A 24,241-nucleotide genomic window follows, 5' to 3' on the forward strand; every position below is an offset into this window, starting at 1 on the left:
CTAAAATTTCCCTATGACGCAGCTTGATGTAATGTATCGCTACGGCGCCGCGCCCACTGAGGCCGCCATGATGGCTCTGGGACGGATTCGCGAGGTCTACGGCATTCGGAAGATGGAGTTCAGCGAGGCCACGAAGACCGTGCGTATAGAGTACGACGCCACCCGCCTTACCGAACCCATCGTGCATCAACTGCTTCGCCGGTCCGGTCTGGATGTCGTGGAACGCGTCTCGCTGATTCCCCCTCAACCTGCACCTGAACCCGTTGCCGCTCCTGCCGCAAGCTAAGCGCCTCCTTGTAACGCCCAGGGTATCTGCCAACCGTATAATTCTCTGCCAACGAGGCAGAGCTGCCTTCTGCGGTTTCGGCTTCGCATCCCAACACGAGGCATTACAAGTGGCTATTACGCGGCAGGTTATAACCTCTCTCGGACGAGACGGCTCCGATCTACTCGGCAGAAAAACGGTTGCCATCAAGATCATCGATGAGAGCATCGTCAGCGGCTCACTGCTCACGGTCGAGAGCAATCACTTTTGTGTTCTGAAGTCACGCGGCGCTGTTTTGTCCGTTTACGAGACGGGCCAGTATTCCATTCAGACCCCGGACAAGCCCCTGCTCGGGTCCATTGCGCAGGGCTTCTTCGGTGGCTCGTCGCCCTGGGTGTACGAGGTCATCTACATCAATCGCAGCAAGCTGCTCCTGAGCAGCGTCGGCATCGCGACCAGCAAAGAGATGGCCGAAGTCCAGTACCAGGTGGACTACTACATCCACATCGACAGCACCGATGATGCACTCGACCTGATCACGCATATGCCCTTCGACGGCATGTCGATCTCAGCCAGCGAAGTAGCCGAGTACGCGGGCCCCGTCGTGGAACAGGCCATCAACCAGATCATCCAGGTCACCCCGCTCGAACAGATCAACGAGCGCGTGCATGACATCGTCGAGCTCATCAAGGAACATCTCGCAGCCACGCTTAAGATCTACGGCATCGCATTGAACGACGTGAAGCTGCTGATGCTTCCTAAAGATGCGCGGATGCGTGAGCTGATCTCGCTGAAGGCCTTCGGCCTCGAACCCGAGCAGGCCGTGCGCTACTACCTGGCACTGCAGATGGCGGAGAAGGGCCTGATCTCCGCACCCAACGCCGCTGCGGGACTTCCGTTCAATATCGGTGGCTCTGCGCTGGGCGCCTTCAACCTGGATAAGAACATGAATCTCAAGTAGCAAAACTTGTACCAAGAGCCCCGGAGCATCCGGGGCTCACCTTTTAGAAGCAGGGGTTTGAAAATGTCGTCCTTTTATCAGGCCAACGAGTTCGAACAGCTCGCCATCAATCTCTTCTACGGTTGGGGCTACAACTTCTATCGTGTCGAAAATCAGTTACGCACCGACGATCTGCTGGTCCGCAGCAAGGTCAGCGAGCTGCTGGCCGACGCGCGCACCGATATCGTCGATGCAGGAATCAAGTATCGCCACGAGCATCTGCCGCCTCCGACACGCGAGAATCCATTTCCCAACGCGGATGCCGTACGCACCGCCAAAGCCATCGACGAAGTAGCCGCAGCGCTAACCGCCGTGGCCGCGCAGATACGCTCCGCACCTGCGCCGGAGAACGATCGCATGTGGCAGCGGCACCGTAACGAAGCCCATACGTTGTCCCAGCTCGGCGAGGTGGACAAAGAGATGGTGGTCATCGCAGCCGCGCTGCGTTCGAAGACACAAAACAGTGGCAGCGCCTGGATCATCGAGAACCTCAGCGAGATTCCTTCAGCCACGGATGCAATGCGAGCCATCCTACGCAAACGTGCGGATCTGCTAACAATTTAGCAGGCTCGCTTTTGTTTGTTTTTCGTCGTCATCCTGAGTCCTGAGCGAAGTCGAATGGACGAAGAACCCCCGCATTTTGGGCCCCCCATGCAGCTCGCATCACCCAAAACTCAGGGACTCGTCAGCCTCACCTCAGCATGACGACGAAAAACAAACAACACAGTTGCCTCATCCTCATTCATCGGTTATTCTTACTTAGTTGCGTCATTGCAATGTGCGCCCGTAGCTCAGCTGGATAGAGCGCCTGGCTACGAACCAGTAGGTCGGAGGTTCGAATCCTTCCGGGCGCACCATACCCCTTCCAAACCCACCCCTCCCAATTAGCCTTCCCTGCCCTTACGCAGAGTGCCTCGCCACGCCTTGCCAATTGACGACCGATTTAGTCCGCATTAGAATCGAGCTAGAAACGACGGAAGTTATAGCGTCGCGAGCATGGGTGCCAACTGGCTCGCCCAGCTAGGAAGACTGGGATGCTGCAAGCCTTTATTATCACGCTCCGCGAGGGTGTCGAAGCGGCGCTGATCGTAGGAATTATCTTCGCGTACCTCGACAAAATCAATCGCCGCGAGCTCAAGAAGACTGCCTTTGTCGCGCTGCTTTCCGCAGTCGCCGCCAGCATTGGCGTCGCTATCGTCATCTCGCGCACCCAGTTCAATGAGGACATCTTTGAAGGCTGGGTGATGCTCGTCGCCGCGGCGTTCGTCATCGGCATGATCTGGTTCATGCACAAGACCGCGCGCAGCATGAAGGGCGAGATCGAGTCGAAGGTGGCAAAGCTCACCAGCAACCGCTTCGGACTCTTCATGTTCGTCTTCCTGATGGTGCTCCGCGAAGGCGTTGAGACCGTGCTCATCCTCGCCGGCGTCTCGCTGAACTCAACCGAGCTGATGAGCTTCACCGGAACGCTCCTCGGCATCGGCGCAGCTGTCGTATTTGGCGTGCTGTTCATTCGCGGCAGCGTGCGGATCAACCTGCAGCGCTTCTTCCGTGTCACCACGATCATTCTCTACTTCGTTGTCTTCCAGCTCCTGGTCAGCGGCCTGCATGAGCTCTCCGAGAACGGCGTCCTGCCCTCCAGCACCACGGAGATGCGCTACATCGGCCCTATCGTACGCAACGATCTCTTCTTCTTCGTCACGATGCTCGCGCTCGCTGGCCTGATGGTGCTGTTTGAGTACCGCCGCCGCGCCCCGCAAGTCGTTCCCTCCGACGCCACCCCCGCAGACCGCCGCAAGCTGGAGTGGACCGCCAAGCGTGAACGCGTCTGGATGACCTCCGTCGTCGTCATCAGCTTCCTCTTCATCTTCCTCTCGACAGCCGAGTTCATCTACGCGCAGAGCTCCACAGCGCTAAGCGCAGCCACACCGGTCACCCTGGTGGGCTCGCAGGTAACCGTGCCGACAGCGGACATCAACGACGCCAAGCTGCACCGCTACTCCGTGCACATTGACGGCGACGGCAAATCGACCGAAGTGCGCTTCCTGCTCTTCCGCAAGCCCGACGGCAACCTGGTCGCCGCAGCCGATGCGTGCTCCATCTGCGGGCCGGTCGGCTTCTACATCGGCGAGCAGGGCATCACCTGCAAGATGTGCTCCTCGCCCCTGGTGGCGAGCTCGATGGGCCAGCCCGGTGGCTGCAACCCGATTCCTCTGAAGTCGACGATCGAAGGCGGCATGATCGTCATCGCCCGTGCCGACCTCGAACCGCTCGTCAAAGTCTTCGGAAAGTAGCGGCCCATGTTTCTGCGGATGCTGGGTGAAAGTTTCGTGCGGCAGCGGCGGCGTAAGCTGCTTGCAGGTCTCGCGATCCTGCTCGGCACCACTGCCGTGACCGCGATGCTGGCCCTCGCCACGACCATCGGCGACCGCATCCACCGCGAGCTGGCCGTCTATGGAGCCAACATCACGGTCTATCCCAAGGCCGATACCCTCGACGTAAAGATCGGCGGCCAGACGCTGCGGCCCACCACCGGCGGCGTGTATCTGCATGCGAGCGACCTCGAAAAGCTGCACGGCATCTTCTGGGCCAACAACATCACCGGCCTGAGTCCGGAACTGGACTCCAGCATCAGCCTCGGCAAGCTGGACTCCGTGCCACCCTCTCCTGTTCCCGCAGCCGGCTTCTGGTTCCAGCACAACTTCGGCGACGCAAAGGTAAAACTCATCACCGGCGCAACGCAGTTGCATCCGTGGTGGAAGCTGCAGGGCTCAGCCCCTCAGGGCAGTGGCCAGATCGTCCTCGGCGCGACCCTCGCAAAGAGCCTGAAAGTAGGGATTGGCGACCGCCTCATGGTGCTGGGAGTCTCTGACGTAGCCGACCCCGTCACGGTGACGGGCATTCTCACAACCGGTGATGCCACCGAAGCAAAAGCGATCTTTGAGTTGAGCACGCTTCAGCAATACGCCGATCTTCCCGATGCCGTCTCTCGTGTCGATGTCAGCGCACGCACCAAGCCGGAAGATGCCTTCGCACGCAAGGACCCCGATACCCTTTCACCAAAACAGCGCGACCTCTGGTACTGCCGCCCTTACGCGAACTCCATCGCCTATCAGATCCGTGAAGCGATCCCCGGAGCTGCGGCCGAACAGGTACGGCAGGTGGAACAGAGCGAGGGCACGATCCTCGAACGCATCAGCGGCCTGATGTGGCTGGTAAGCGCCGCAGCGATGCTGGCTGCAGCCGTGGCAGTCTCCGCGGCGATGGCGACCGCCGTGCTCGAACGCCGCACCGAGATCGGCCTGATGCGCTCGCTCGGCGCCAGCAAGGTCCGCATCGCTTCCCTGTTCTACTCCGAAGCCGGTCTGCTGGCGCTCCTGGGAGGGATCGTAGGCTATGGAATCGGCTCCCTCCTCGCCGCACTGCTGACGGCGAGAATCTTTGGCGAACAGTCCGGCATCACGTTGCGTGTGGCCATGGCTCATGCCTTCAATCCAGCACTGCTGCCGGTGGTCCTGGGCATTGCGCTCCTGGTCGCCATCGCCGGAAGCACCGCGTCGATCCGTAGCGCCTTACGTATGGATCCCTCCGCCGTCTTAAGGAATAACGCATGAGCACGACGGCAACCAGCAAGGCGAACATCTCTCTTGGGCGAATGCTCTTGCGCTCGCTCGCGCATCGCCGCGCACGCAGCTTCTCCGCACTAGCCGCGCTGACGGTTTCAGCAGCCGTGTCGACGGCGCTGCTCACGCTCTACAACGATCTCGACGCGAAGCTGCACCACGAGTTCCGCAGCTTCGGCGCCAACGTCGTTGTCAACTCGACCAGCGTTGCCATCTCTCCGGATGAGATCCTGCAGGTCCAGAACATCGCGGGCACTAACTCCCTCACTGCCCCTATTGCCTACGCCATAGCAGAGACCGACCGAAAAACTCCGGTCGTTGTTGCGGGGGTGGACTTCGCCACCATGCAGAAGCTCGACAACTGGTGGAAGGTCGGCACCTGGCCTGGCCAACCCGATCAAGTCCTGCTTGGCCAGCGTGCCGCGGGCTTCATCGCCAACGAGAAGGAAGTAACGCTCACCTACGCCGGCAAAGCGCTCACACTGCACGGCACAGGACGCCTGAGCACCGGCGGCGACGAGGACTCCCGCATCTACCTGCCGCTCGCGACCTTCGAGAACTGGATCGGCGTGCAGCCTCATGTCCTCGAGATACAAGTCCCCGGCGGCGCAGGACGCGTGAACGCCGTTCTTTCGCAGCTACAGCACGATCTGCCGCAGTTGCATGCCGAACCCGTACGCCAGCTCGTCGCCGGCGAGTCCAGCATCGTCGACAAGACCCATGCGCTGATGTACGGAGCTGTTCTGTTGATCGCGCTGACCGTAGCGGTCAGCGTGCTCGCGACACTTTCAGCGAGCGTCCTTGAACGCCGCCGCGACTTCGCGCTGATGAAGGCGCTGGGAGCCTCTCAGTCTCAGTTGTTCGCGCACTTTCTGCTGGAGGCGCTTGTCCTTGCCACTGTGGGAGTCGTCGCCGGCTATCTCCTCGGCTCGGGGCTGGCCTGGGCGATCGGTATCGCAAACTTTGGCACGGCCACCTGGCCGAAGCTCTCGATCCTGCCACTCGTTTTACTCTTGAACCTGGGGATCGCAGCGTGCGCCGCACTTTTCCCCGCGCGCGTCCTCCGCGGCCTGCAGCCTGCCGCGCTACTGAAGGGTGAGTAACAACCATGAAGATGGTCTCGGAAGCACAACGGCAACACGCAGAGGCAATGCTCGAGGGCGCAGCTCCTGTGATTGAGCTGCTCGGCGTCTCGCGCGTCTACCCTTCACGCTCGGGAGTTGTTCACGCGCTCAACGATGCCAGCTTCACCATCGGCGCGAGCGAGTGGGTCGCGATCACCGGGCCCTCCGGCTCCGGCAAATCGACATTGGTCAATCTGCTGGGCTGTCTCGACACCCCGACCGCCGGCACACTGCGTATCGACGGCACCGAAGTCCACACGATGGGCGGCGGCGACCTGGACCGCTTCCGCGCCGACAAAGTAGGGTTCATCTTTCAGCAGTTCCATCTGATCCCCTACCTCTCTGCGCTCGAAAACGTCATGCTCGCACAATATTTTCACTCGATGACCAACGAGAGCGATGCCCGCGCCGCGCTGGACCGCGTAGGCCTCAGCCACCGCGCCGAGCATCTGCCCAGCGAATTGAGTGGCGGCGAACAGCAGCGCGTCTGCATCGCCCGCGCCCTCATCAATGACCCACCCATTCTTCTGGCCGATGAGCCCACCGGCAATCTCGACGCGGCCAATCAGCGTATCGTAGCGGAGATTCTGGCCGAGCTGCACGCGAACGGACACACCATCGTAATGGTCACCCATGATCCCGAAATGGCCGCGCTGGCACAGCGCAAGATTGCCCTGAGCCATGGCAAGGTGTTCTGCCATCCCGTGTCGAATGTGGTGAAGCTAAGCCAGTAACCTCAGACACTCCAGGCCGCTTTTGCTGTTGCCTGTTTTAGCCGTTGCCTATTTTTCGTCGTTGCTTGTTTTTCGTCGTTGCTTGTTTTTCGTCGTCATCCTGAGCCGTAGGCGAAGGACCCCCGCATTAAGTGCCACCACAGACGCCAGGCGCAGCACCATCAACGTTGGTGCTGCGCCTGGCGTTTGTGCCACCACGAGCAAAATGCGGGGGTCCTTCGTTCGCTACGCTCTCTCAAGGATGACGACGAAAAACAAGCAACGGCAAAAGCTAAAACCTACCGCTCGCCCCAGCTCAACTTCGACCGCAGCACATTGAACAGCCCATTAGGATGCAGCCGCAGCAACTGGATACTGCGCTCCGACCGCTTGCAAAGAATGCGATCCCCAAGCAGCAGCTCGACAGCCTCCTGCCCATCGACCGTGAGATAGGTCTCATGCGGCACCCCGTCGACCGAGACACAGATCTCGGAGCTGCCAGGGACCACAATCGGCCTGATCGTCAGCAGATGCGGACAGATCGCCGTCAGCACCATGGCATCGACACTCGGGATCAGAATAGGCCCATCCGCAGCCAGCGTGTACGCCGTCGAACCCGTCGGCGTGGAGACGATCACACCGTCCGCTCGGAAACGTGCCACATACTGGCCGTCCAGCTCGATGGCGAACTCGCCCATGCGGGCGATCGCGCCCTTCGAGAGCACGACGTCGTTCAGCGCATCCCACTGGCGAAAGAGCTGGCCATCGCGGATAAGCTCCGCGTGCATCAGGCTGCGCGCGTCGACAATCGCTTCGCCCCTCATCCAGGCTTCAAACGTCATGTACAGCTCAGGCAGCGGCACCTCGGTCAGGAACCCGAGAGAACCGAGATTGACGCCGAGAATAGGCGTGTCCGTCTTGGCAAAGGCACGCGCAGCCGAGAGCAGGGTCCCATCGCCGCCGAGCGAGATCACGATCGAGGGCTCCAGGCAGCACATATCGGGGCGCTCGATCGCATCGTTGCTGCGGCCGACATAGGCGGCGCTCTCAGGGTCGAGGATAGAGTCGAAGTTGTTTGCCTTGAGCCACGTCATCAACTCGGGCAGAAGGGTTTCCAACTCGGGTTTTTGCGGCTTGGAAATGATGGCGGCTATTGGCATCGTCTGTAATGTCAGTGTAACCGCGTCAGGCAAAACGAGCGCGCAACAGAAACTCGCGGTTGCCTTCCATGCCAAGGATCGGGGAGTCGATCAGGGCCAGCGCCTCGCCTCCGAGCCCAAGCACGGCAGCCTCCACGCGGTCTACAGCAAGCTGCTGGGCCGCCGGATCGCGTACGATGCCCCCCTTGCCGACGTGCTCGCGTCCAGCCTCAAACTGGGGCTTTACCAGCACCACCGCATCGCCCGTCCAGCGACTGCCCGCAGGAGCGAGCGCGGCTACCACCGCCGGCAGCACAAGGGTCGCGGAGATGAAGCTGACATCCATGCAAAAAAAACCGATAGGCTGCGGCGCATGCTCCACCAGGGAGCCCGGCTCAAGTAGGCGCGCGTTGGTACGCTCCATCAGGGTCACACGCGGGTCGACGCGCAGCTTGTGCGCGATCTGCCCGTAGCCGGTATCGACCGCCAGCACACTGGCCGCGCCGCGCTGCAACATGCAGTCGGTAAAGCCGCCTGTAGAGGCGCCGATGTCGGCGCAGGAGAGCCCCTCTACAGCGATCGACCAGGTCTCGAGCGCATGCTCCAGCTTGAGCCCCCCGCGCCCGACAAAGCGCATGTCATCGCCCAGCATGCGCACTACGGCCTCAGCCTCGACCGACGTTCCCGGCTTGTCGATGCGTTGCTCTTCGACCAGAACACGCCCCGCCAGAATGAGCGCCTGCGCGCGTTCGCGCGAAGCCGCCAATCCACGGTCCACCAGAAGCTTGTCCAGTCGAAGTTTCATGAGATCGGAGGAACATGGTCAAACCATGCCCTCATAGCACTCCTTGTTAAACTCCTCGCGTGTTTGCGACAAGGACAGTCCGCAAACACGCGAGGGATTCTATCGCTGATATCGAGCCGAAACTCGACGGGGGTTATCTACCGTTGCGTGGTCAGAACTCGAATACCCACGCCCTGCAGAGTGATATGTGTCTCAACCGTATTATCATCGGTGCGAATAATCGTGAGGTCCTCACTGTCCGGAGAGGTGACATACACCTTGCCGGTCGGCTTACCGGCGGTCGACGCGATCGTAGCCGGATGTCCGTGCACCAGCGTGGGGTTCGCATTCGGGTCCGATGCCAGTGGCGTTGTGATGCCGCAGATCGTTGCAGTCACCGTGAACGAAGACAGACTCACGACACTGACCGAACCTTCCGTGGCAGCGCAATGCACAGGATCGGTGTTATTCACAACATAGGCCTTGGTGCCATCGCTCAACACCGAAACCATGCTCGGGTTAACACCAACGGAAACCGTCCCCAAAACCATTCCAAAGTTACTCGCATCCGTCGGATTGGCAGGATTGCAGTTCGGATTGCCCGTTGGCGAGGCGATGTTGCAAAGCGGAATGTTGATGATGGTGAGAGTGCCGGGAGTCGTGCCGTCACCTTTGCTCAGTACAGCTAGTTGGGAGTTGATCGTCGAAAGATCTGCCCAGACAGGATTCGTACCGACAGCCAAAGGAATCGTGCCAACCGAAGAATTGGGAACCTGTACACCGGTATCCGGTGCATTGTTCACCACATTGATCACCGAAATATTGTTTGACCCCTGGTTCAGGATGAAAGCGCGCCTGGTATCGGGAGTCATCACACCATAGACCGGATTCGTTCCCACGGGAATAGTGGCCGAGGTAGCCAACTGCGTGCCTTCAATAGAGGACACTTCCCCATTGCCGCTTGCATCCTGGCTGATCGCATAAACGCGCTGCGTTCCATCGGCGCCGACCACATATCCGGGAATCTGGCCGGGAGGAAGGTTGATAGGTTGCAGCAACGACGGAGTGGGCGAGACGCTCAGTGCCGCGATCGAGGCACCGACACTCGGCAGCGTGCCTGCCTGAGTTACGAACACCGTCTCACCAGCGGTTCCCACCGAGATCGCCGACATGCTGATAGGATTTGCTCCCTCCGAAAGGGCCGTCTGCACGACGTCCTGGGTCAGCAGGGTTGTCGGATTGCCGAGCGGGAACTCATTGAAGCTTCCCTGGGGATTGACCACATATCCGGAAGTACTGACGGTCGTCGATCCACTGGTTGTCGTCGCTCCGGCGGCATTGAGCGCAAACATATTCGGATTGACAGGGGTCGGAGCACCGCAGGGAGACGGCAGCGCTGGCGAAAGCGTCGGAAGCTGAAGGATGTTGGGCGTTGAAAGCACCGTATCGCCAGAGACATCGACAAACGTGAGCAGGCCAGGCAAAAACTGGCATGTGGCCGCGTTTGCAGGATCAGGTCCAGGATTGGAGATCGCTATAGCGTACTGACCAGATGGCTGCCCAGCGGGCCCAACCGGATTGGTAGCCGTAACGACAGGGCGGTACTGATTGCCGCAACCGCACGCAAAAACCGCCGCCGCAGCGGCTACCGTGAAGACGGCCAACAGGTTGCGCCGCTCCTTTACTGCTGTTTGTTGCATCGTTGCTCCGTGCAAAACTGCTCCTAACAAACCTTTGGGAAACCGCTCAAGCCGATGACTCGATATCGGGTCTATCAACATCTGATTGTAAACGAGGGGACTGTACTGTCCCATGCATAACACCATCTTCCCGTTGAAAGGCGAAATTCCGAGCTTCTGCCGAGATGACAATGTTCGGATATTTATATCTTCCATGAGCTTCTACAATCATCTGATGGATCTACGACGCTCCCTCCGTGCTCTGCCGCGCTTGGCAATGGCCATGCTCGCTCTCATGCTTTGCGCTGCAACCCCTGCCGTACGGGCCCAGCTAACCGAAGTGGGAGATGGCGGTCCAGGGCCTGTAAAGGCCCCGCACCTCACGGTCGAACTCACAAGCCTGTCCCCGCAGGTCGCCGCTGGCGGACAGGTCCAGGCGGGCCTGGTCATCACCATCGAGGAGCACTGGCACGTCTACTGGGTCAACGCCGGCTTCTCCGGAGAGCCGCCAAAGATCAACTGGACATTGCCTACAGGCATCACCACCGGCCCCCTCCAGTTTCCGCCGCCTTCACGGTTGCCGCTCGGCACCTTCATGGACTACGGCTACGAGGACCACGTAGCGCTGCCCTTCACCGTCACCGCCTCGCCCTCGCTGAAACCTGGCAAAGTGCATCTGGATGCGCATGTGAACTGGCTGGTATGCAGCAGCGTTTGCCTGCCGGGTAGAGCCCACCTCGGCCTTGACCTCGACGTCGCGAAAGGTCCTTTGCCGACACCGCCCGTCGTTGGCACACTTGGCGCAGCTGTCAGCAGCCTTCCCCGTCCGTTGCGCCCAGACATGAGCGTTGACGTGATCGGCGGGGCCAAAGAGGTCGTCTTCACCCTGAAAACCGGCGGACGCGAGGCAGAAGCGGAACTTTATCCGTTCGACTCCGGCCAGATCAGCGATACCGCCGACCAGACCGTCGAGCCGCTGCCCGATGGCATCCGCGTGCGTGTGCCGCGGGCGCACGTCTCGCCCGAGTCCGATCAGCTTACGCCCCTCCCGGCAACGATTCATGGCCTCTTCAAACTGACCGACACCGAGGCCTACGATTTCACGGCAAAGGTCGTTCCGGGGGAAGTTCCAACCCCCACTGCCGGAGCGAAGAAAGGCACGGATACCACCGGTGCAACCAGCGTGACCCTCTTCGGCGCCATAGGTCTCGCGTTTCTCGGCGGACTAATCCTCAACCTGATGCCGTGCGTCTTCCCCGTGCTCTTCATCAAGGGCATGGCATTGGTGAACTCCTCCACGGAGGAACGTGGTCGTCAGCGAACCCATGGGCTTGTCTACACGCTGGGAATCGTCGCCTCGTTCTGGGTTGTGGTCGCCGTGCTGCTCGTCCTGCGGACAACGGGCAAAGAGCTGGGCTGGGGCTTCCAGCTTCAGTCTCCGGCGTTCGTCGCCGTTCTGGCCGGCTTCTTCTTCTTCCTCGCCCTGTCGCTCGCCGGACAGTTTGAGCTCGGACTTTCTCTCACCAGCACCGGCGGAGGCCTGGCTCAGAAGCAAGGCCTGGCAGGCAGCTTCTTCACCGGAGTGCTCGCCACCGTCGTCGCAACGCCCTGCACAGGTCCTCTGATGGGCGCGGCCATCGGCTTCGCCCTTGCACAACCGGCGTGGCTCACATTCCTCGTCTTCACAGCGCTGGCCCTGGGTCTCGCACTGCCCTACCTCGCACTCACCATGCAACCGCAGTGGACGAAAATTCTGCCCAGGCCCGGCGCCTGGATGGAAGTGTTCAAGCAGCTCACCTCGGTGATCCTGTTCATCACTGCCATATGGCTCACCTGGGTCTTCGGACACCTCTACGCAAGCGATGGCATCGACCGCATGGTCGCGCTACTGGCCTGCTTCCTGGTGCTGGCAATTGCAGGCTGGGTGCTGGGACGCTGGCCAGCAAAGTGGGGCTCGACTATCGTCGCTGTCCTGCTGATCCTTGGAGGACTCTTCATCCCGCTGCGTAAGCCTGCGGTTGAGACGCTCATCTGGCAGCCCTATACCCAGGCGAACTTCGATGCCGCACGCGCCTCCGGCAAGCCCATCTTCATCGACTTCACCGCCGCCTGGTGCCTGAGCTGCCAGGTCAACGAACGCGCCGTTCTGCGTTCAAAGGACATCGAGTCGAAGCTCATCGACAACCACGTCCAACTGCTCAAGGCCGACTGGACACAGTACGACCCGCAGATCACGCAGGAACTGGCTGCGGTAGGTCGCAGCGGTGTCCCCACCTACGTCATCTACCCCGGAGGCAAGAACTCCAACGCCGATGTGCTGCCTGAGTTGCTGACCAAGGATATTGTGCTGAAAGCCATCGAAAAGGACAGCAAAACCGACTAGGGACGTAGCGCGTTTTGCACATCACACCTGGGTGCCCCATCCTCGACGCGCGTTTTTTTGCGCGGCAGGGTGGGGTATCGTTTGTGGTAGCAAACGACCGCACTCCTCCATTTAGGTGATGTTGCTACTACAAGCAAAAGCGGTCGTGCTTCGCACGATACCCCCGACGCAGAGCGCGCTTCGAAGATCTGTGGGGTTCGCTTAGCGTCTATACCCCACCCTGCCGCGCAAAAAACACGCGTCAAGGATGGGGCACCCGGATATAGCTTGTCTAAAGCTACCCCAACCGCCGCTGCCACTCTGCAATCACTGCTGTTTCAGACGCCGCGCACGTAAGGTGCCCCACCTTGCGCCCGGGCCGCGACTCCTTGCCATAGTCATGCCGAAACAACCCCGGAAACTGCGCCGTCTCCTCTACCGAAGGCATCGTTCCAATGCAATTCAGCATGACCGTCGGCTGGCTCTCCGTACTGCCCAACTCTATCCCAGCAATGGCACGCAGATGATTTTCAAATTGCGACGTCTTCGAGCCTTCAATGCTCCAGTGGCCGGAGTTATGCACGCGTGGCGCCATCTCATTGGCCCGCAGCGTATCTCCCTGCACAAAGAACTCAATCGCCAGCACACCGACGTAATCGAGCTCTTCCAGGATCTTCGTCATGTAGGCTTCAGCCTGCGCCTGGAGATCTGAAGCATGAGCATAAGGCGCGATAGAGGTCCGCAGAATGCCGTCGCGATGATGATTTTCGATCAGCGGATAGAACACAATCTGCCCCGTCCGTCCGCGTGCCGCAATCAACGATACCTCGGCATCGAACCGCAGCATTCCCTCGAGAATGCAAGGCACGCCGCCGATCTCTTCCCACGCCGCCGCAGCATCTTCAGGACGATGCAACCGCACCTGCCCCTTGCCGTCGTAGCCCATGCGGCGCGTCTTGAGAATCGCCGGCAGTCCGGTAGAAACGATCGCCTGCTCCAAATCCTGCAGGCTATCGACTGGCGCAAACGGCGCAGTGCCGATCCCACAGGCCTGGAAGAAACTCTTCTCCGGTAAACGATCCTGCGCAATGCCGACCGCACGCGCATTCGGATAGAGGTTCAGCCCGTGCAGCACAGCGGCATCAATGTTCTCGCTCTCGATCGTGACCAGATCGACCTGAGCCGCAAACGTCGTGACCGCTGCCGCATCGTTCAGATCGACAGCTACCACCGGCGCAACCTGTTCGGCACAATCGCCAGCCTGACCTGCGCAGACGATGTCCACGTCAAGCCGCCTGCCGGCCTCCGCCAGCATGAGCGCCAACTGCCCGGCGCCAAGGATACCAATACGGGTTCGTGCTGTCTGTGTCATGCGCGCGGATTCGGGTTCTTCAAAACGGTCTTCGTCTGGGTGCTGCGAAACTTCTCCAGCTTCACGGCGAGGGCCTTGTCTTCGAGCGCGAGAACTGCCACCGCAAACAGCGCCGCATTCTTCGCTCCCGCCGGACCGATGGCGAACGTCGCCACCGGAATGCCCGCAGGCATCTGCGCGATCGACAGCAGCGAATCCAGTCCATCCAGTGCGCGGCTCTTCACCGGAACGCCCAGCACAGGAAGGCTCGTCTTTGATGCCACCATTCCCGGCAGATGCGCTGCTCCGCCCGCGCCCGCGATGATAAGTCGCAGACCGCGATCCTTCGCGCTCTCGGCGTACTTGATCATCTTGTCCGGCGTGCGATGCGCAGATACGACCTCGGCCTCATAGCCGATGCCGAATTCGTCCAGCATCTTCGCGGCCTCTTCCATCGTCGGCCAGTCGGACTTCGATCCCATGATGATGCCGACATAGATATTTTTCTGCTTCGCCATTACACTCTCCAACTCTGCAGCACTTCGACGAATGCGGCCTGCTCCAACGCCTGTACACGGTCCTTCAGACTATCCACCGTATCGTCCGGCAGCACAGCACAGCGCTTCTGCAGCACGATCGGCCCCGCGTCCACGTCTTCCGTTACCTGGTGAATCGTGCAGCCGGTCTCGGTCACTCCAGCGGCAAGCACCGCCTCATGCACGCTCTTGTTCATCTTGCCGCCAAAGGCCGGCAGCAGCGAAGGATGCACATTGAGCAGCCGCCCGCGCCACGCCTCAACAAAAGAGGCGGAGACGATCCGCATATAGCCGATCAGCAAAACAAGCTGCACGCCCGCCTGCTGCAACGCCTCCGTTACCTGCGCGTCATACACCTCACGCGTCAATCCGGCAGGAGAAAGAAAGGCCGACGGGATGCCGTGATCCGCTGCTCGTTGCAGGATCGGGGCCGTAGCCTTATCCGACACAATCAACGCGATCTCCACGTCGAGCGTGCCGCCTTCGATGGCGTCGATGACGCCCTGCAAGGCCGTACCGCGCGTTGATCCGAGAACACCAATCTTCAAACTCATGCGGACCTCAGCGATTTCATATGTTCGACACGGCGTACAATCAACGCCACCGTACCGATGTCCGTGCGATGGAAGAACGGGCCGGGAATCTGCTGCACCACCTGCTCGCACAGCACCTCAGCTTCGGCAATGGTAGAAGCTCTGCCAACCACTGCCACCGTACGCGAGCCCGTCGCGATCAACTGACCGTCCTTCACATCCACCGCACTCAGAAACAGCGTAACCTCCGGCGGTAACTGCGCTGGCAGCGACACCGCATCACCCTTGCGCGGCGCATCCGGATAGCCATCGGGCACGATGTACTTGCAAACACTGGCCTCACCCGCAAAGCTCACAGTCTGTTGATCGAGCGTTTGATCCACAATCGCGCGGCACACCGCTACAAAGTCCGTCTCCAGCAGCGACAACAGATTGAGCGACTCCGGATCGCCGAAACGTGCGTTGTATTCGATCAGCTTGACGCCGTCTTTCGTCGCCATAAAGCCACCGTACAGGATGCCCTGATATGGCGCGCCACACTCCTGCGCAAGAGCCTCCGTCACGCGCTCATTGATCGTCTGCGCCTCTGCGATATCGGCATCGGTCAGGAAGGGCAGCTTGTGGTCGGCATCAGTGTAGGTTCCCATGCCGCCGGTGTTCGGGCCCTTGTCGCCCTCGTAGGCACGCTTGTGGTCCTGCACTGCAGGCATATGCCGCAGCGTCTTGCCGTCACAGAAACTCATCAGCGAAAACTCTTCGCCTTCAATCTTCTCTTCCACTACAAAGGGATGGCCGCTCTCCACCAATTCACGACAGAAGGCAAAGCTATCATCCTGCGACAGCAGATGATCGCCGCAGACCTTTACCCCTTTGCCGCCAGCCAGCCCATCGTCCTTGATAACGTGCCGGTTCGGAAACCGGCCGAGCACTTCCTCCAGCCCATCCAGCGACTCGAAGCGCTGAAAGAAAGGGTTACCGGGAATGTCGTACTTCGCGAGCAACTCACGCGCGAAACCTTTGCTCGATTCGATACGCGCGAGCGCCTGCGTCGGCCCGACCACAGGAATCTTCGCAGCCCACAGCGCATCGGCAATGCCCGTAGCCAGCGGCGCTTCAGGTCCGACAATCGCCAGCGTCGGCGCATGTTCTACCGCAAACGCCACAACGGCGCTGGCATCCGTGATGCTGCCAATCCCATAAGCACCGCAGAGCTCTGCAATGCCCGGATTACGCGCTCCACTAAAGCAGATCAACTCGGGCTGTTCCGGAGAACGCGCCAGCGCAACAGCGATGGCATGCTCACGCGCGCCCGAGCCAATGATCAGAATCTTTTCCTTCATGCCGATAAACCCGCGATCACGGTCGCGTCCAGCGGACGCAGATCCGGCACGAACGCCGTGCCCGTAATCCTCTCGAAGAGTTGAATGTAACGCGAGGCCAACTCGGCGATGAGGTCATCAGGAGGTACCGGAAGAATTGCGTCCTTGTACGGATCGCAGCGCTCGCGAAACCACAGACGGAAGAATTCCTTGTCGATCATGTCCGGCTCCTGCCCTGCCGCGAGGCGCTCCGCATAACTGTCCGCAAGCCAGTAACGGCTGGAGTCCGGCGTGTGAATCTCGTCGATCAACAGGATCTCGCCATCGTCTCCAACACCAAACTCATACTTCGTGTCGACGAGAATCAACCCATGCTCCGCGGCGATCTTCTGCCCAAATGCGAACAGCGCCAGCGCCTTGGCCGAACAGAACTCCCACTGCTCCGCCGTCATCCAGCCTTCGGCAACGATCTCCTGCGCCGTAATGGGACGGTCATGCGCTGTCTCCTTCGTCGTAGGCGTAACGATGTTCTGCTGCAGCTTCTCGTTCTTGCGCATTCCCTCGGGTAGCGCATGACCGCAGTACTGGCGCACACCCTTCGCATACTGCGTCCAGATGGAAGTATCGGTCGAGCCCGTCAGATAGCCGCGCACAACGAACTCAATCGGCAACACCCGGCACTTCCGTGCAAGCAGCGCATTCGCATGAGGGCTGCTGAGAACGTGGTTACCAACGATATGCTTCGTCGCAGCAAACCAGTGCAGCGAGGTGCGATTGAGCACCTGTCCCTTAAACGGAATCGCTCCCAGCATGCGGTCGAAACCGCTCTGCCGGTCCGTCGTGACGAGCAGCAAACGCCCATCTCCCAGGTCGTACGTATCACGCACCTTGCCGGGATACTTATCCAGCAAAGGCAGGTTGGTCTCCGTAAGGCAATACGGAATGGCGTCGATCAATCTCTGTCGTTCCATCTCTACACCCCGCTGAACCGCACGCCGGTCGTGCCCGCTTCGACGCGGCCAAGCTCCCAGACGCGCAACGCCGGAAAATCACCAATCGCGGCGGCCAGATCATCCTGCAAACCCGCCGGCGCAACGATCACCAGACCAACGCCCATATTGAACGTCCGGTGCATCTCCAGATCGTCGATATCGCCGAGCCTCTGCATCGTCGCGAATACAGGCTGTGGCGTCCACGTCGCACGATCAACCACCACGCCAAGCCCATCGGGAATAATGCGCGGCACGTTTTCGACCAGCCCGCCGCCGGTGATATGCGCCATCCCCTTCACCGGAATACCGGCCCCAAGAATCCTCTGGATCGGTGCAACGTAGTTGGCGTGCGGCGCAAGCAGCACATCGGCCAGCGACTTGCCGCCGAACTCTTCCGGCGTCGCATCAATGGCATAACCACCGATCTCAAAGAACAGTTTGCGTGCCAGCGAAAACCCATTGGTGTGCAGGCCGCTGGAGTTGATTGCATAGAGCACATCGCCCGCAACAATACCCGCGCCCGTCAGCAGCTTCTCGCGCTCGACAACACCCGTAACGAAGCCGACCACATCGAGATCGCCCTCCGCGTAGACCGCGGGCATCTCGGCGGTCTCGCCGCCCACCAGCGCAATACCCGCTTCGAAGCAGGCCGCAGTCATGCCGCGCACCAACTCCTCCACAACCGCAGGGTCGGTCTTGTGCAGCCCCACATAGTCGAGAAACGTCAGAGGCTTCGCGCCCATGACAGCGATGTCGCCCGCAACAGCAGCGACGAGGTCATGGCCAAGAGCTTCATAGCGACCAGCCATCACCGTCACTTTGGTCTTGGTTCCGACGCCGTCGGTGCTCTGCACCATCACCGGCTCGGTCATGCCCTTGATCGCATCGCTCAGCGAGAACAGCGTGCCAAACGATCCGAGCCCGGTCAGCACCGCAGCCGAATGCGTGCGTGCTACATGCGACTTGATGCGTCGCACCGCCTCATTCCCGGCTTCAATGTCCACTCCAGCAGACTTGTAATCAATCTTCGCGCTCAAGCTCTCTCCTCAATTCTGGCCTGTTCTTCCTCGTAGCTCTAAACCTCAAAGCTCGTAGCTCACAGGAACCGCTCTCTTACATACCCGCCGGACTCGTTACTACCGAACCCATCGACGAGCATTGTCAAACATACGTTGCCAGGGACTATGCCGCAATTTCCGTGTCCAGGAGTGCTGCAGCCCCAGCGCGACGCGCTCGGGATGAGGCATCAGGATCAGCGCGCGGCCATCGGCGCTGCTCAATCCTGCGACACCCTGCGCCGAACCGTTGGGGTTCAGCGGATAGCTCTCCGTCACAGCGCCATAGGTGTCGATGTAACGCAGGGCTGTTAAATCCCCGCCCGAGCCAGCATAGCCCTCGCCATGTGCCACCACGATAGGAATCTTCGACCCCACCATGCCGCTGAAGAACAGCGAAGGCGTGTCCTGAATCTCGACCATGGAGACCCGCGCCTCAAAGCGTGCGGACACATTGCGCTCGAAGTGCGGCCAGTCCGACGCCCCCGGAATAATATCGCGCAGTTGCGCCATCATCTGGCAGCCATTGCAGACGCCCAGCGAGAAAGTATCCTCGCGATGGAAGAAGTCCGTGAACTGATCCTTCAGACGATCGTTGAACAGAATCGTCTTCGCCCAGCCGCTTCCCGCTCCCAGCACATCGCCGTAGGAGAACCCGCCACAAGCTGCAAGGCCGCTGAAATCCTTCAACTCCGCGCGACCGGCCAGCAGATCGCTCATGTGCACATCGACCGCAGTAAAGCCAGCGCGGTCGAAGGCCGCTGCCATCTCCACCTGCCCGTTCACGCCCTGCTCGCGCAGAATCGCCACCCGAGGTCGCTCGCTATGGAAGAACGGCGCGCTGACACGCTCTGCCAGTTCAAACGGCACACTCACCGACAGCCCTGGACGCTCCGCATCGTCAAGCAGCGCAAACTCCTGAGCGGCGCACTCCGGATTGTCCCGCAGCGATTGAATATGAAAGCTCGTCTCCGCCCACATCTTCTGCAGCGCGGTGCGCGTGTTGCGATAGACCACCTGTCCGTCATGGCGGAACACAATCTCGTTCCCGGCAACGCCATGACCAATCGCCTGCGCGGCAAGTCCCGCATCCGTCAGAGAGTCGAGCACGGCAGAAGCATCAGCACTGGCAACCTGAATCACAGCCCCGAGCTCTTCACTGAACAAGGCACCGAGATCGGCCTGAGCAAGATCGATCGCCAGCCCCATGTGCCCGGCAAAGGCCATCTCCACCAGCGTGACGAAGAGGCCGCCATCGCTGCGGTCGTGATACGCCAGCAGCTTCTGCTCGCTGTTGAGCTTCTGGATCGCCTCAAAGAAGGCCTTGAGCACTGAGGGTTGCGGCGCATCGGGTGTCTCATCGCCCACCTGGCCGTATACCTGTGCAAGACACGACCCACCCAGACGATTCCAGCCTGCGGCAAGATCGATCAGGATCAGCGTGGCATCGCCCGTCTGCAACTGCGGCGTCAGCGTCCGGCGCACATCGCTCACTGGCGCAAAGCCCGAGACGATCAGCGACAGCGGCGACACCACGGACTTCTCCGCCTCGCCCTCGCGCCACTTCGTCTTCATCGACATCGAGTCCTTGCCCACGGGAATCGTCATCCCCAGCGCAGGGCAGAACTCCATGCCGACAGCATGCACCGCGTCGAAGAGCTTCTGATCTTCGTTCCCCTGCCCTGCAGCCGCCATCCAGTTGGCTGAAAGCTTGATGTCCGAAAGCTTGTCGATGGCCGCGCCTGCCATGTTGGTGATGACCTCACCTACCGCCATGCGCGCCGAAGCCGCGGCATCGATCACCGCCAGCGGCGTACGCTCGCCCACGGCCATCGCCTCACCGGTCGTCGTGTCGTAAGAAGTGATCGTCACAGCACAGTCAGCCACCGGAACCTGCCACGGGCCAACCATCTGGTCCTGCACCACCATGCCGCCGACGCTGCGATCGCCAATCGTAATCAGGAACGACTTCGATGCAATCGCAGGCAGACGCAACAGGCGCTCCACCGCAGCCTCGACCGTCACGCCCGAAAGCTCCAGCGGTGTTGCCTTCAAGTCCGTGCGGGTAAATGCGCGTTCCATCTTCGGCGGCTTGCCGAAGAGCACCTGCAAGGGCAGGTCGATAGGCTTCTCCGCTCCATCGCTCAGCGTCAGGTGCGGTTCCTGCTCCGCATAACCGATGACTCCAAACGGGCAGCGCTCACGCACACAGATCGCTTCAAAGGCCGCCAGGTTCTCCGGCGCAATCGCCAGCACATAGCGCTCCTGCGCTTCGTTGCACCAGGTCTCCAGCGGGCTCAAGCCCGCCTCGCCGCGCGGAATCGCATTCAGGTCGAACGTGCCGCCGCAGCCGCCATCCTTGATCAACTCCGGGAAGGCATTCGACAGACCGCCCGCGCCGACATCGTGGATAAACGCAATTGGATTGCCCTCGCCATACTGCCAGCAGCGGTCGATGACCTCCTGCGCGCGGCGCTCCATCTCCGCGTTGTCGCGCTGCACCGAGGCAAAATCCAGCTCCGTATTGCCGTTCCCCGCACTGCTCGAAGCCGCTCCACCGCCGAGGCCGATCAACATCGCCGGGCCGCCGAGAACCACCAGCGCATAGCCGGGCTTCATCGCACCCTTTTCGACGTGCTCCGCGCGAATATTGCCCAGTCCGCCCGCGAGCATGATCGGCTTGTGATATCCCCAGGCCTGACCGACGCTCTCGTTATTCCTCTGCTCAAACGTCCTGAAGTAGCCGCACAGATTAGGCCGGCCAAACTCATCGTTGAAGGCCGCTGCACCCAGAGGTCCTTCGATCATGATGTCCAGCGGCGACGCGATATGCGCGGGACGGCCAAACGGCTGCTCCCACGGCTGCGGGGCCTGTGGTAGGTTGAGATTCGAGACCGTAAATCCACTCAACCCGGCCTTCGGCTTTGCGCCACGCCCTGTTGCACCCTCATCACGAATCTCACCGCCCGAGCCAGTCGCAGCACCCGGCCACGGCGAGATCGCCGTCGGATGGTTGTGTGTCTCAACCTTCAGCAGGATGTGAATGTCTTCGTCGTGATAGCCATACGCATTCCCTGTTGGCTCGGGGAAGAAGCGGCCGCCCCGCGACCCGCGAATCACCGCGGCATTGTCGCGATAGGCCGAGAGTACGTTATCGCCGGAGACCTCATTCGTATTGCGAATCATCTGGAACAGCGAGCGCGGCTGCTTCACGCCGTCGACGGTCCAGGTCGCATTGAAGATCTTGTGGCGGCAGTGCTCGCTGTTCGCCTGCGCGAACATGTACAGCTCAACGTCGGTCGGGTTGCGGCCCAGCTTTTTGAACTCTGCAACGAGATAATCGATCTCATCCGCAGCCAATGACAGGCCAAGCTCGCGATCCGCTGCCGCAATCGCTACAGCGCCCTGTCCCAGCACATCGATATGCGCCAGTTGCTTCTGCTGCCGTGGCGCAAACAGTGCCTGCAACTCTTCGGCACTCTTGAAGAAGACGCTCTCCGTCATGCGATCGTGCAGCGCACCGGCCAGCGCCTGCACGTCGTGGGCGCCGGCAATATGCACCACACGCGCGCGTTCGATCCGCTCGATATTGCCGAAGCCCGTATTGTGCAGGATATCGGTGGCCTTGCTCGACCACGGCGACTGCGTTCCCATGCGCGGAGCAATCCAGACGCTCGCCCCGGAACGAGTCTCATCGCCCGGCCCCAGCAGCTCGGCAAGCCGAGCCTCGTCGATCTCGCCCTCGCGAACGAGCAGCATGTAGAGATACGACGCCGTGACCGCCGACACCCCCGCGTCGAGCGCGCGCAGGCGCTCTGCGAGCCGTTCGGCCTCGAACAGCGTCAGTGCCCCCGGACCGGGCAGCAGACGCACCGAGGCCTGGCGGCTAGAGTCGGGAAGAGAGGTTTCTGGTGATGTGGCTGGCGACATCTTCTGTATGTTTAGCGGCGTCGTTACGTTGTTTTTCAAGTGTGGCAAGATACTCTTCTGTGACGTCTCCCGTCACATAATTTCCATCGAAGACCGAGGTATCGAAGTGCGTCAGATCGGGCGCAGCTTCGGTGATCGAATCCTTCAGGTCTTCCAGATCCTGGAAGATAAGCTCATCGGCGCCAATGTCTTTCGCCAACTGCTGCACGGTCTTGCCGGTAGCTACCAGCTCGGAGCGTGCCGGCATATCGATGCCGTAGACGTTGGGATAGCGCACCGGCGGTGCAGCCGAGCAGACATAAACATTCTTGGCGCCCTGCTCGCGGGTCATCGCGACGATCTCGCGGATCGTCGTTCCGCGCACAATGGAATCGTCCACCAGCATCACGTTCTTGCCTTGAAATGCCTGCGGAATCGGGTTCAGCTTGCGGCGAATCGACTGCTTGCGCTGCGCCTGCCCCGGCATGATGAAGGTGCGTCCGACATAGCGGTTCCGCACAAAGGCATCACGGTAAGGGATATTGAGCCGCGTTGCGATCTCCTGCGCCGCAATGCGGCTGGTCGAGGGGATCGGGATGATGACGTCGATCGGTAGATGCGACCACTCGCGCTTGATCTTCTCTGCCAGCTTGATGCCCATGTTGATGCGGCACTGATACACCGAAGCGCCATCCATCGTGGAATCGGGCCGTGCCAGGTACACGTACTCGAACAGGCAGGGAGCTTTCTCGTGTGCCTGCAAACTCACATGGTTAAAGAGTTCGCCATTGTGGTCGATAAAGATCACTTCGCCGGGGGCAAGGTCATGCTCCAGCTTGAAGCCGCTGACCTGGAGAGCCACACTCTCCGAAGCGATCATGTACTCGGTCTTGCCGCCTTCCTGGCGGGTGCCGAAGACCAGCGGCCGAATGCCGTTCAGATCGCGAAATGCCACCATGCCAACGCCCGCGATCATCGCAACGACGGCGTAGCCACCCTTACATCGGCGGTGTACCTCTTCCACGGCGGCAAAGATGTCGAACTCATTGGGCTTCACCGCGCCACGCCGCGCCATGGCGTGGGCGAAGACGTTCAGCATCACCTCGGAGTCGGAGCTTGTGTTCAGATGGCGCATGTCCGTTTCGAACAGGCTCTGAACGATATCGGCGACATTGGTGAGATTGCCGTTATGCGCAAAGACGATGCCGTACGGCGAATTCACATAAAAGGGCTGGGCCTCGGCCACCGACGCACAACCGGCGGTCGGATACCGCACATGACCAATGCCGATGTTTCCCAGAAGCCGGGCCATATTGCCGGCATCGAAGACCTCGGTAATCAGGCCATTGCCCTTTTCGAGATAGAAACGCTCATCAAAATAGGTAGCAATACCCGCAGCATCCTGCCCACGGTGTTGCAGCATGGACAGAGAATCGAAGATAACCTGACTAACCGGATTGTGCCCAAAGACACCAACAATACCGCACATTACTCTTAGTTTACGGCAGGATGACATTTGGCGCTGGCAGCCCTGTGAGTAAGGGCTTACAGGCAAAAGCAATCATTCACAAGACACGGGTCCGGAGGCACTTGCTGTTGCCTTTCTGGCTATCATTCCCGAAGGGAATCTGCTTCTGCTCTTGTTGTTGTTTTTCTGGTTGTCCTTCCGAGCGTAGCGAACCTGCTGTCTCCCGCTTTTTTGCCGTTGATGTCACAAAGATTACGTTCCGGCGTAAATGACGCTTCAGTTCTGACTTATATGTTTCCGGGCGATACGAACAAAGAACGGGAGACAGCAGGTTCGCTCCCCTTCATCTGCGCTCAGGGTCGGAATGACAACCAGAAAAGCAAAGACGA

Annotated in this window: 19 protein-coding genes and 1 tRNA gene; 9 read left to right on the top strand and 11 right to left on the bottom strand. The window is 60.4% G+C overall.

Annotation, left to right across the window (positions count from 1 at the left end):
• Positions 1 to 13 precede the first annotated feature (13 nt).
• The 8 genes from HDF15_RS01380 (at position 14) to HDF15_RS01415 (ending at position 6,746) form a co-directional block, all read left to right on the top strand.
• Entirely contained in the window at positions 14 to 286 is a 273-nt protein-coding gene (locus HDF15_RS01380; RefSeq protein ID WP_184252480.1) for a hypothetical protein, read from the top strand.
• Positions 287 to 395: 109 nt separating this feature from the next.
• Positions 396 to 1,226, top strand: a complete 831-nt coding sequence (locus tag HDF15_RS01385; protein WP_184252481.1) for an SPFH domain-containing protein — start codon at positions 396 to 398, stop codon at positions 1,224 to 1,226.
• A gap of 63 nt (positions 1,227 to 1,289) precedes the next feature.
• Positions 1,290 to 1,829 carry a hypothetical protein gene (locus HDF15_RS01390; RefSeq protein WP_184252482.1) on the top strand — a complete coding sequence of 180 codons (540 nt, stop codon included), beginning with the start codon at positions 1,290 to 1,292 and terminating at the stop codon, positions 1,827 to 1,829.
• 216 nt (positions 1,830 to 2,045) lie between these two features.
• Positions 2,046 to 2,122 (top strand) — tRNA-Arg (locus tag HDF15_RS01395).
• A gap of 177 nt (positions 2,123 to 2,299) precedes the next feature.
• Positions 2,300 to 3,559 (top strand): Fe-S-containing protein, encoded by a 1,260-nt coding sequence (locus HDF15_RS01400; RefSeq protein ID WP_184252483.1) that lies wholly within the window; start codon positions 2,300 to 2,302, stop codon positions 3,557 to 3,559.
• 6 nt (positions 3,560 to 3,565) lie between these two features.
• On the top strand, positions 3,566 to 4,879 hold the full coding sequence (locus HDF15_RS01405; RefSeq protein ID WP_184252484.1) for an ABC transporter permease: 1,314 nt from the start codon (positions 3,566 to 3,568) through the stop codon (positions 4,877 to 4,879).
• Positions 4,876 to 5,991 carry an ABC transporter permease gene (locus HDF15_RS01410; protein ID WP_184252485.1) on the top strand — a complete coding sequence of 372 codons (1,116 nt, stop codon included), beginning with the start codon at positions 4,876 to 4,878 and terminating at the stop codon, positions 5,989 to 5,991. Before HDF15_RS01405 ends, HDF15_RS01410 begins: the two co-directional genes overlap by 4 nt.
• A gap of 5 nt (positions 5,992 to 5,996) precedes the next feature.
• A complete protein-coding gene (locus HDF15_RS01415) occupies positions 5,997 to 6,746 on the top strand; it encodes an ABC transporter ATP-binding protein (protein ID WP_221314224.1) in 750 nt (249 codons plus the stop codon).
• Between the two features lie 278 nt (positions 6,747 to 7,024).
• On the opposite strand, the gene HDF15_RS01420 is transcribed toward HDF15_RS01415, so the two are convergent.
• From HDF15_RS01420 to HDF15_RS01430, 3 genes are all read right to left on the bottom strand, one after another.
• Positions 7,025 to 7,885 (bottom strand): NAD(+)/NADH kinase, encoded by an 861-nt coding sequence (locus HDF15_RS01420; protein ID WP_184252486.1) that lies wholly within the window; start codon positions 7,883 to 7,885, stop codon positions 7,025 to 7,027.
• Between the two features lie 25 nt (positions 7,886 to 7,910).
• Positions 7,911 to 8,669 carry a TlyA family RNA methyltransferase gene (locus HDF15_RS01425; protein WP_184252487.1) on the bottom strand — a complete coding sequence of 253 codons (759 nt, stop codon included), beginning with the start codon at positions 8,667 to 8,669 and terminating at the stop codon, positions 7,911 to 7,913.
• A gap of 137 nt (positions 8,670 to 8,806) precedes the next feature.
• On the bottom strand, positions 8,807 to 10,348 hold the full coding sequence (locus HDF15_RS01430) for a YncE family protein (RefSeq protein ID WP_184252488.1): 1,542 nt from the start codon (positions 10,346 to 10,348) through the stop codon (positions 8,807 to 8,809).
• Positions 10,349 to 10,541: 193 nt separating this feature from the next.
• Between HDF15_RS01430 and HDF15_RS01435 the strand changes: the two genes are divergently transcribed.
• On the top strand, positions 10,542 to 12,710 hold the full coding sequence (locus tag HDF15_RS01435; RefSeq protein WP_260330759.1) for a protein-disulfide reductase DsbD: 2,169 nt from the start codon (positions 10,542 to 10,544) through the stop codon (positions 12,708 to 12,710).
• 277 nt (positions 12,711 to 12,987) lie between these two features.
• Here the strand turns inward: HDF15_RS01435 and HDF15_RS01440 are convergent, their stop codons facing one another.
• The 8 genes from HDF15_RS01440 to purF form a co-directional block, all read right to left on the bottom strand.
• The gene (locus tag HDF15_RS01440) at positions 12,988 to 14,061 is read right to left on the bottom strand and encodes a 5-(carboxyamino)imidazole ribonucleotide synthase (RefSeq protein ID WP_184252490.1); all 1,074 of its coding nucleotides are present in this window, start codon (positions 14,059 to 14,061) and stop codon (positions 12,988 to 12,990) included.
• Complete coding sequence (purE, locus tag HDF15_RS01445) at positions 14,058 to 14,558, bottom strand: 5-(carboxyamino)imidazole ribonucleotide mutase (RefSeq protein ID WP_184252491.1); 501 nt, start codon at positions 14,556 to 14,558, stop codon at positions 14,058 to 14,060. The genes HDF15_RS01440 and purE overlap by 4 nt, the downstream gene beginning before the upstream one ends.
• Positions 14,558 to 15,130 (bottom strand): phosphoribosylglycinamide formyltransferase, encoded by a 573-nt coding sequence (purN, locus tag HDF15_RS01450; protein WP_184252492.1) that lies wholly within the window; start codon positions 15,128 to 15,130, stop codon positions 14,558 to 14,560. The genes purE and purN overlap by 1 nt, the downstream gene beginning before the upstream one ends.
• Positions 15,127 to 16,449, bottom strand: a complete 1,323-nt coding sequence (gene purD, locus HDF15_RS01455; protein WP_184252493.1) for a phosphoribosylamine--glycine ligase — start codon at positions 16,447 to 16,449, stop codon at positions 15,127 to 15,129. The genes purN and purD overlap by 4 nt, the downstream gene beginning before the upstream one ends.
• Positions 16,446 to 17,399 carry a phosphoribosylaminoimidazolesuccinocarboxamide synthase gene (locus HDF15_RS01460; protein ID WP_184252494.1) on the bottom strand — a complete coding sequence of 318 codons (954 nt, stop codon included), beginning with the start codon at positions 17,397 to 17,399 and terminating at the stop codon, positions 16,446 to 16,448. The genes purD and HDF15_RS01460 overlap by 4 nt, the downstream gene beginning before the upstream one ends.
• Before the next feature lie 2 nt (positions 17,400 to 17,401).
• Entirely contained in the window at positions 17,402 to 18,457 is a 1,056-nt protein-coding gene (gene purM / locus HDF15_RS01465; RefSeq protein WP_184252495.1) for a phosphoribosylformylglycinamidine cyclo-ligase, read from the bottom strand.
• Between the two features lie 99 nt (positions 18,458 to 18,556).
• Entirely contained in the window at positions 18,557 to 22,453 is a 3,897-nt protein-coding gene (purL, locus tag HDF15_RS01470; protein ID WP_260330760.1) for a phosphoribosylformylglycinamidine synthase, read from the bottom strand.
• Complete coding sequence (gene purF, locus HDF15_RS01475) at positions 22,362 to 23,873, bottom strand: amidophosphoribosyltransferase (RefSeq protein WP_184252496.1); 1,512 nt, start codon at positions 23,871 to 23,873, stop codon at positions 22,362 to 22,364. The genes purL and purF overlap by 92 nt, the downstream gene beginning before the upstream one ends.
• Positions 23,874 to 24,241 lie beyond the last annotated feature (368 nt).

It is taken from the genome of Granulicella mallensis, assembly GCF_014203225.1.
In the GTDB taxonomy this organism is placed as follows: domain Bacteria; phylum Acidobacteriota; class Terriglobia; order Terriglobales; family Acidobacteriaceae; genus Granulicella; species Granulicella mallensis_A.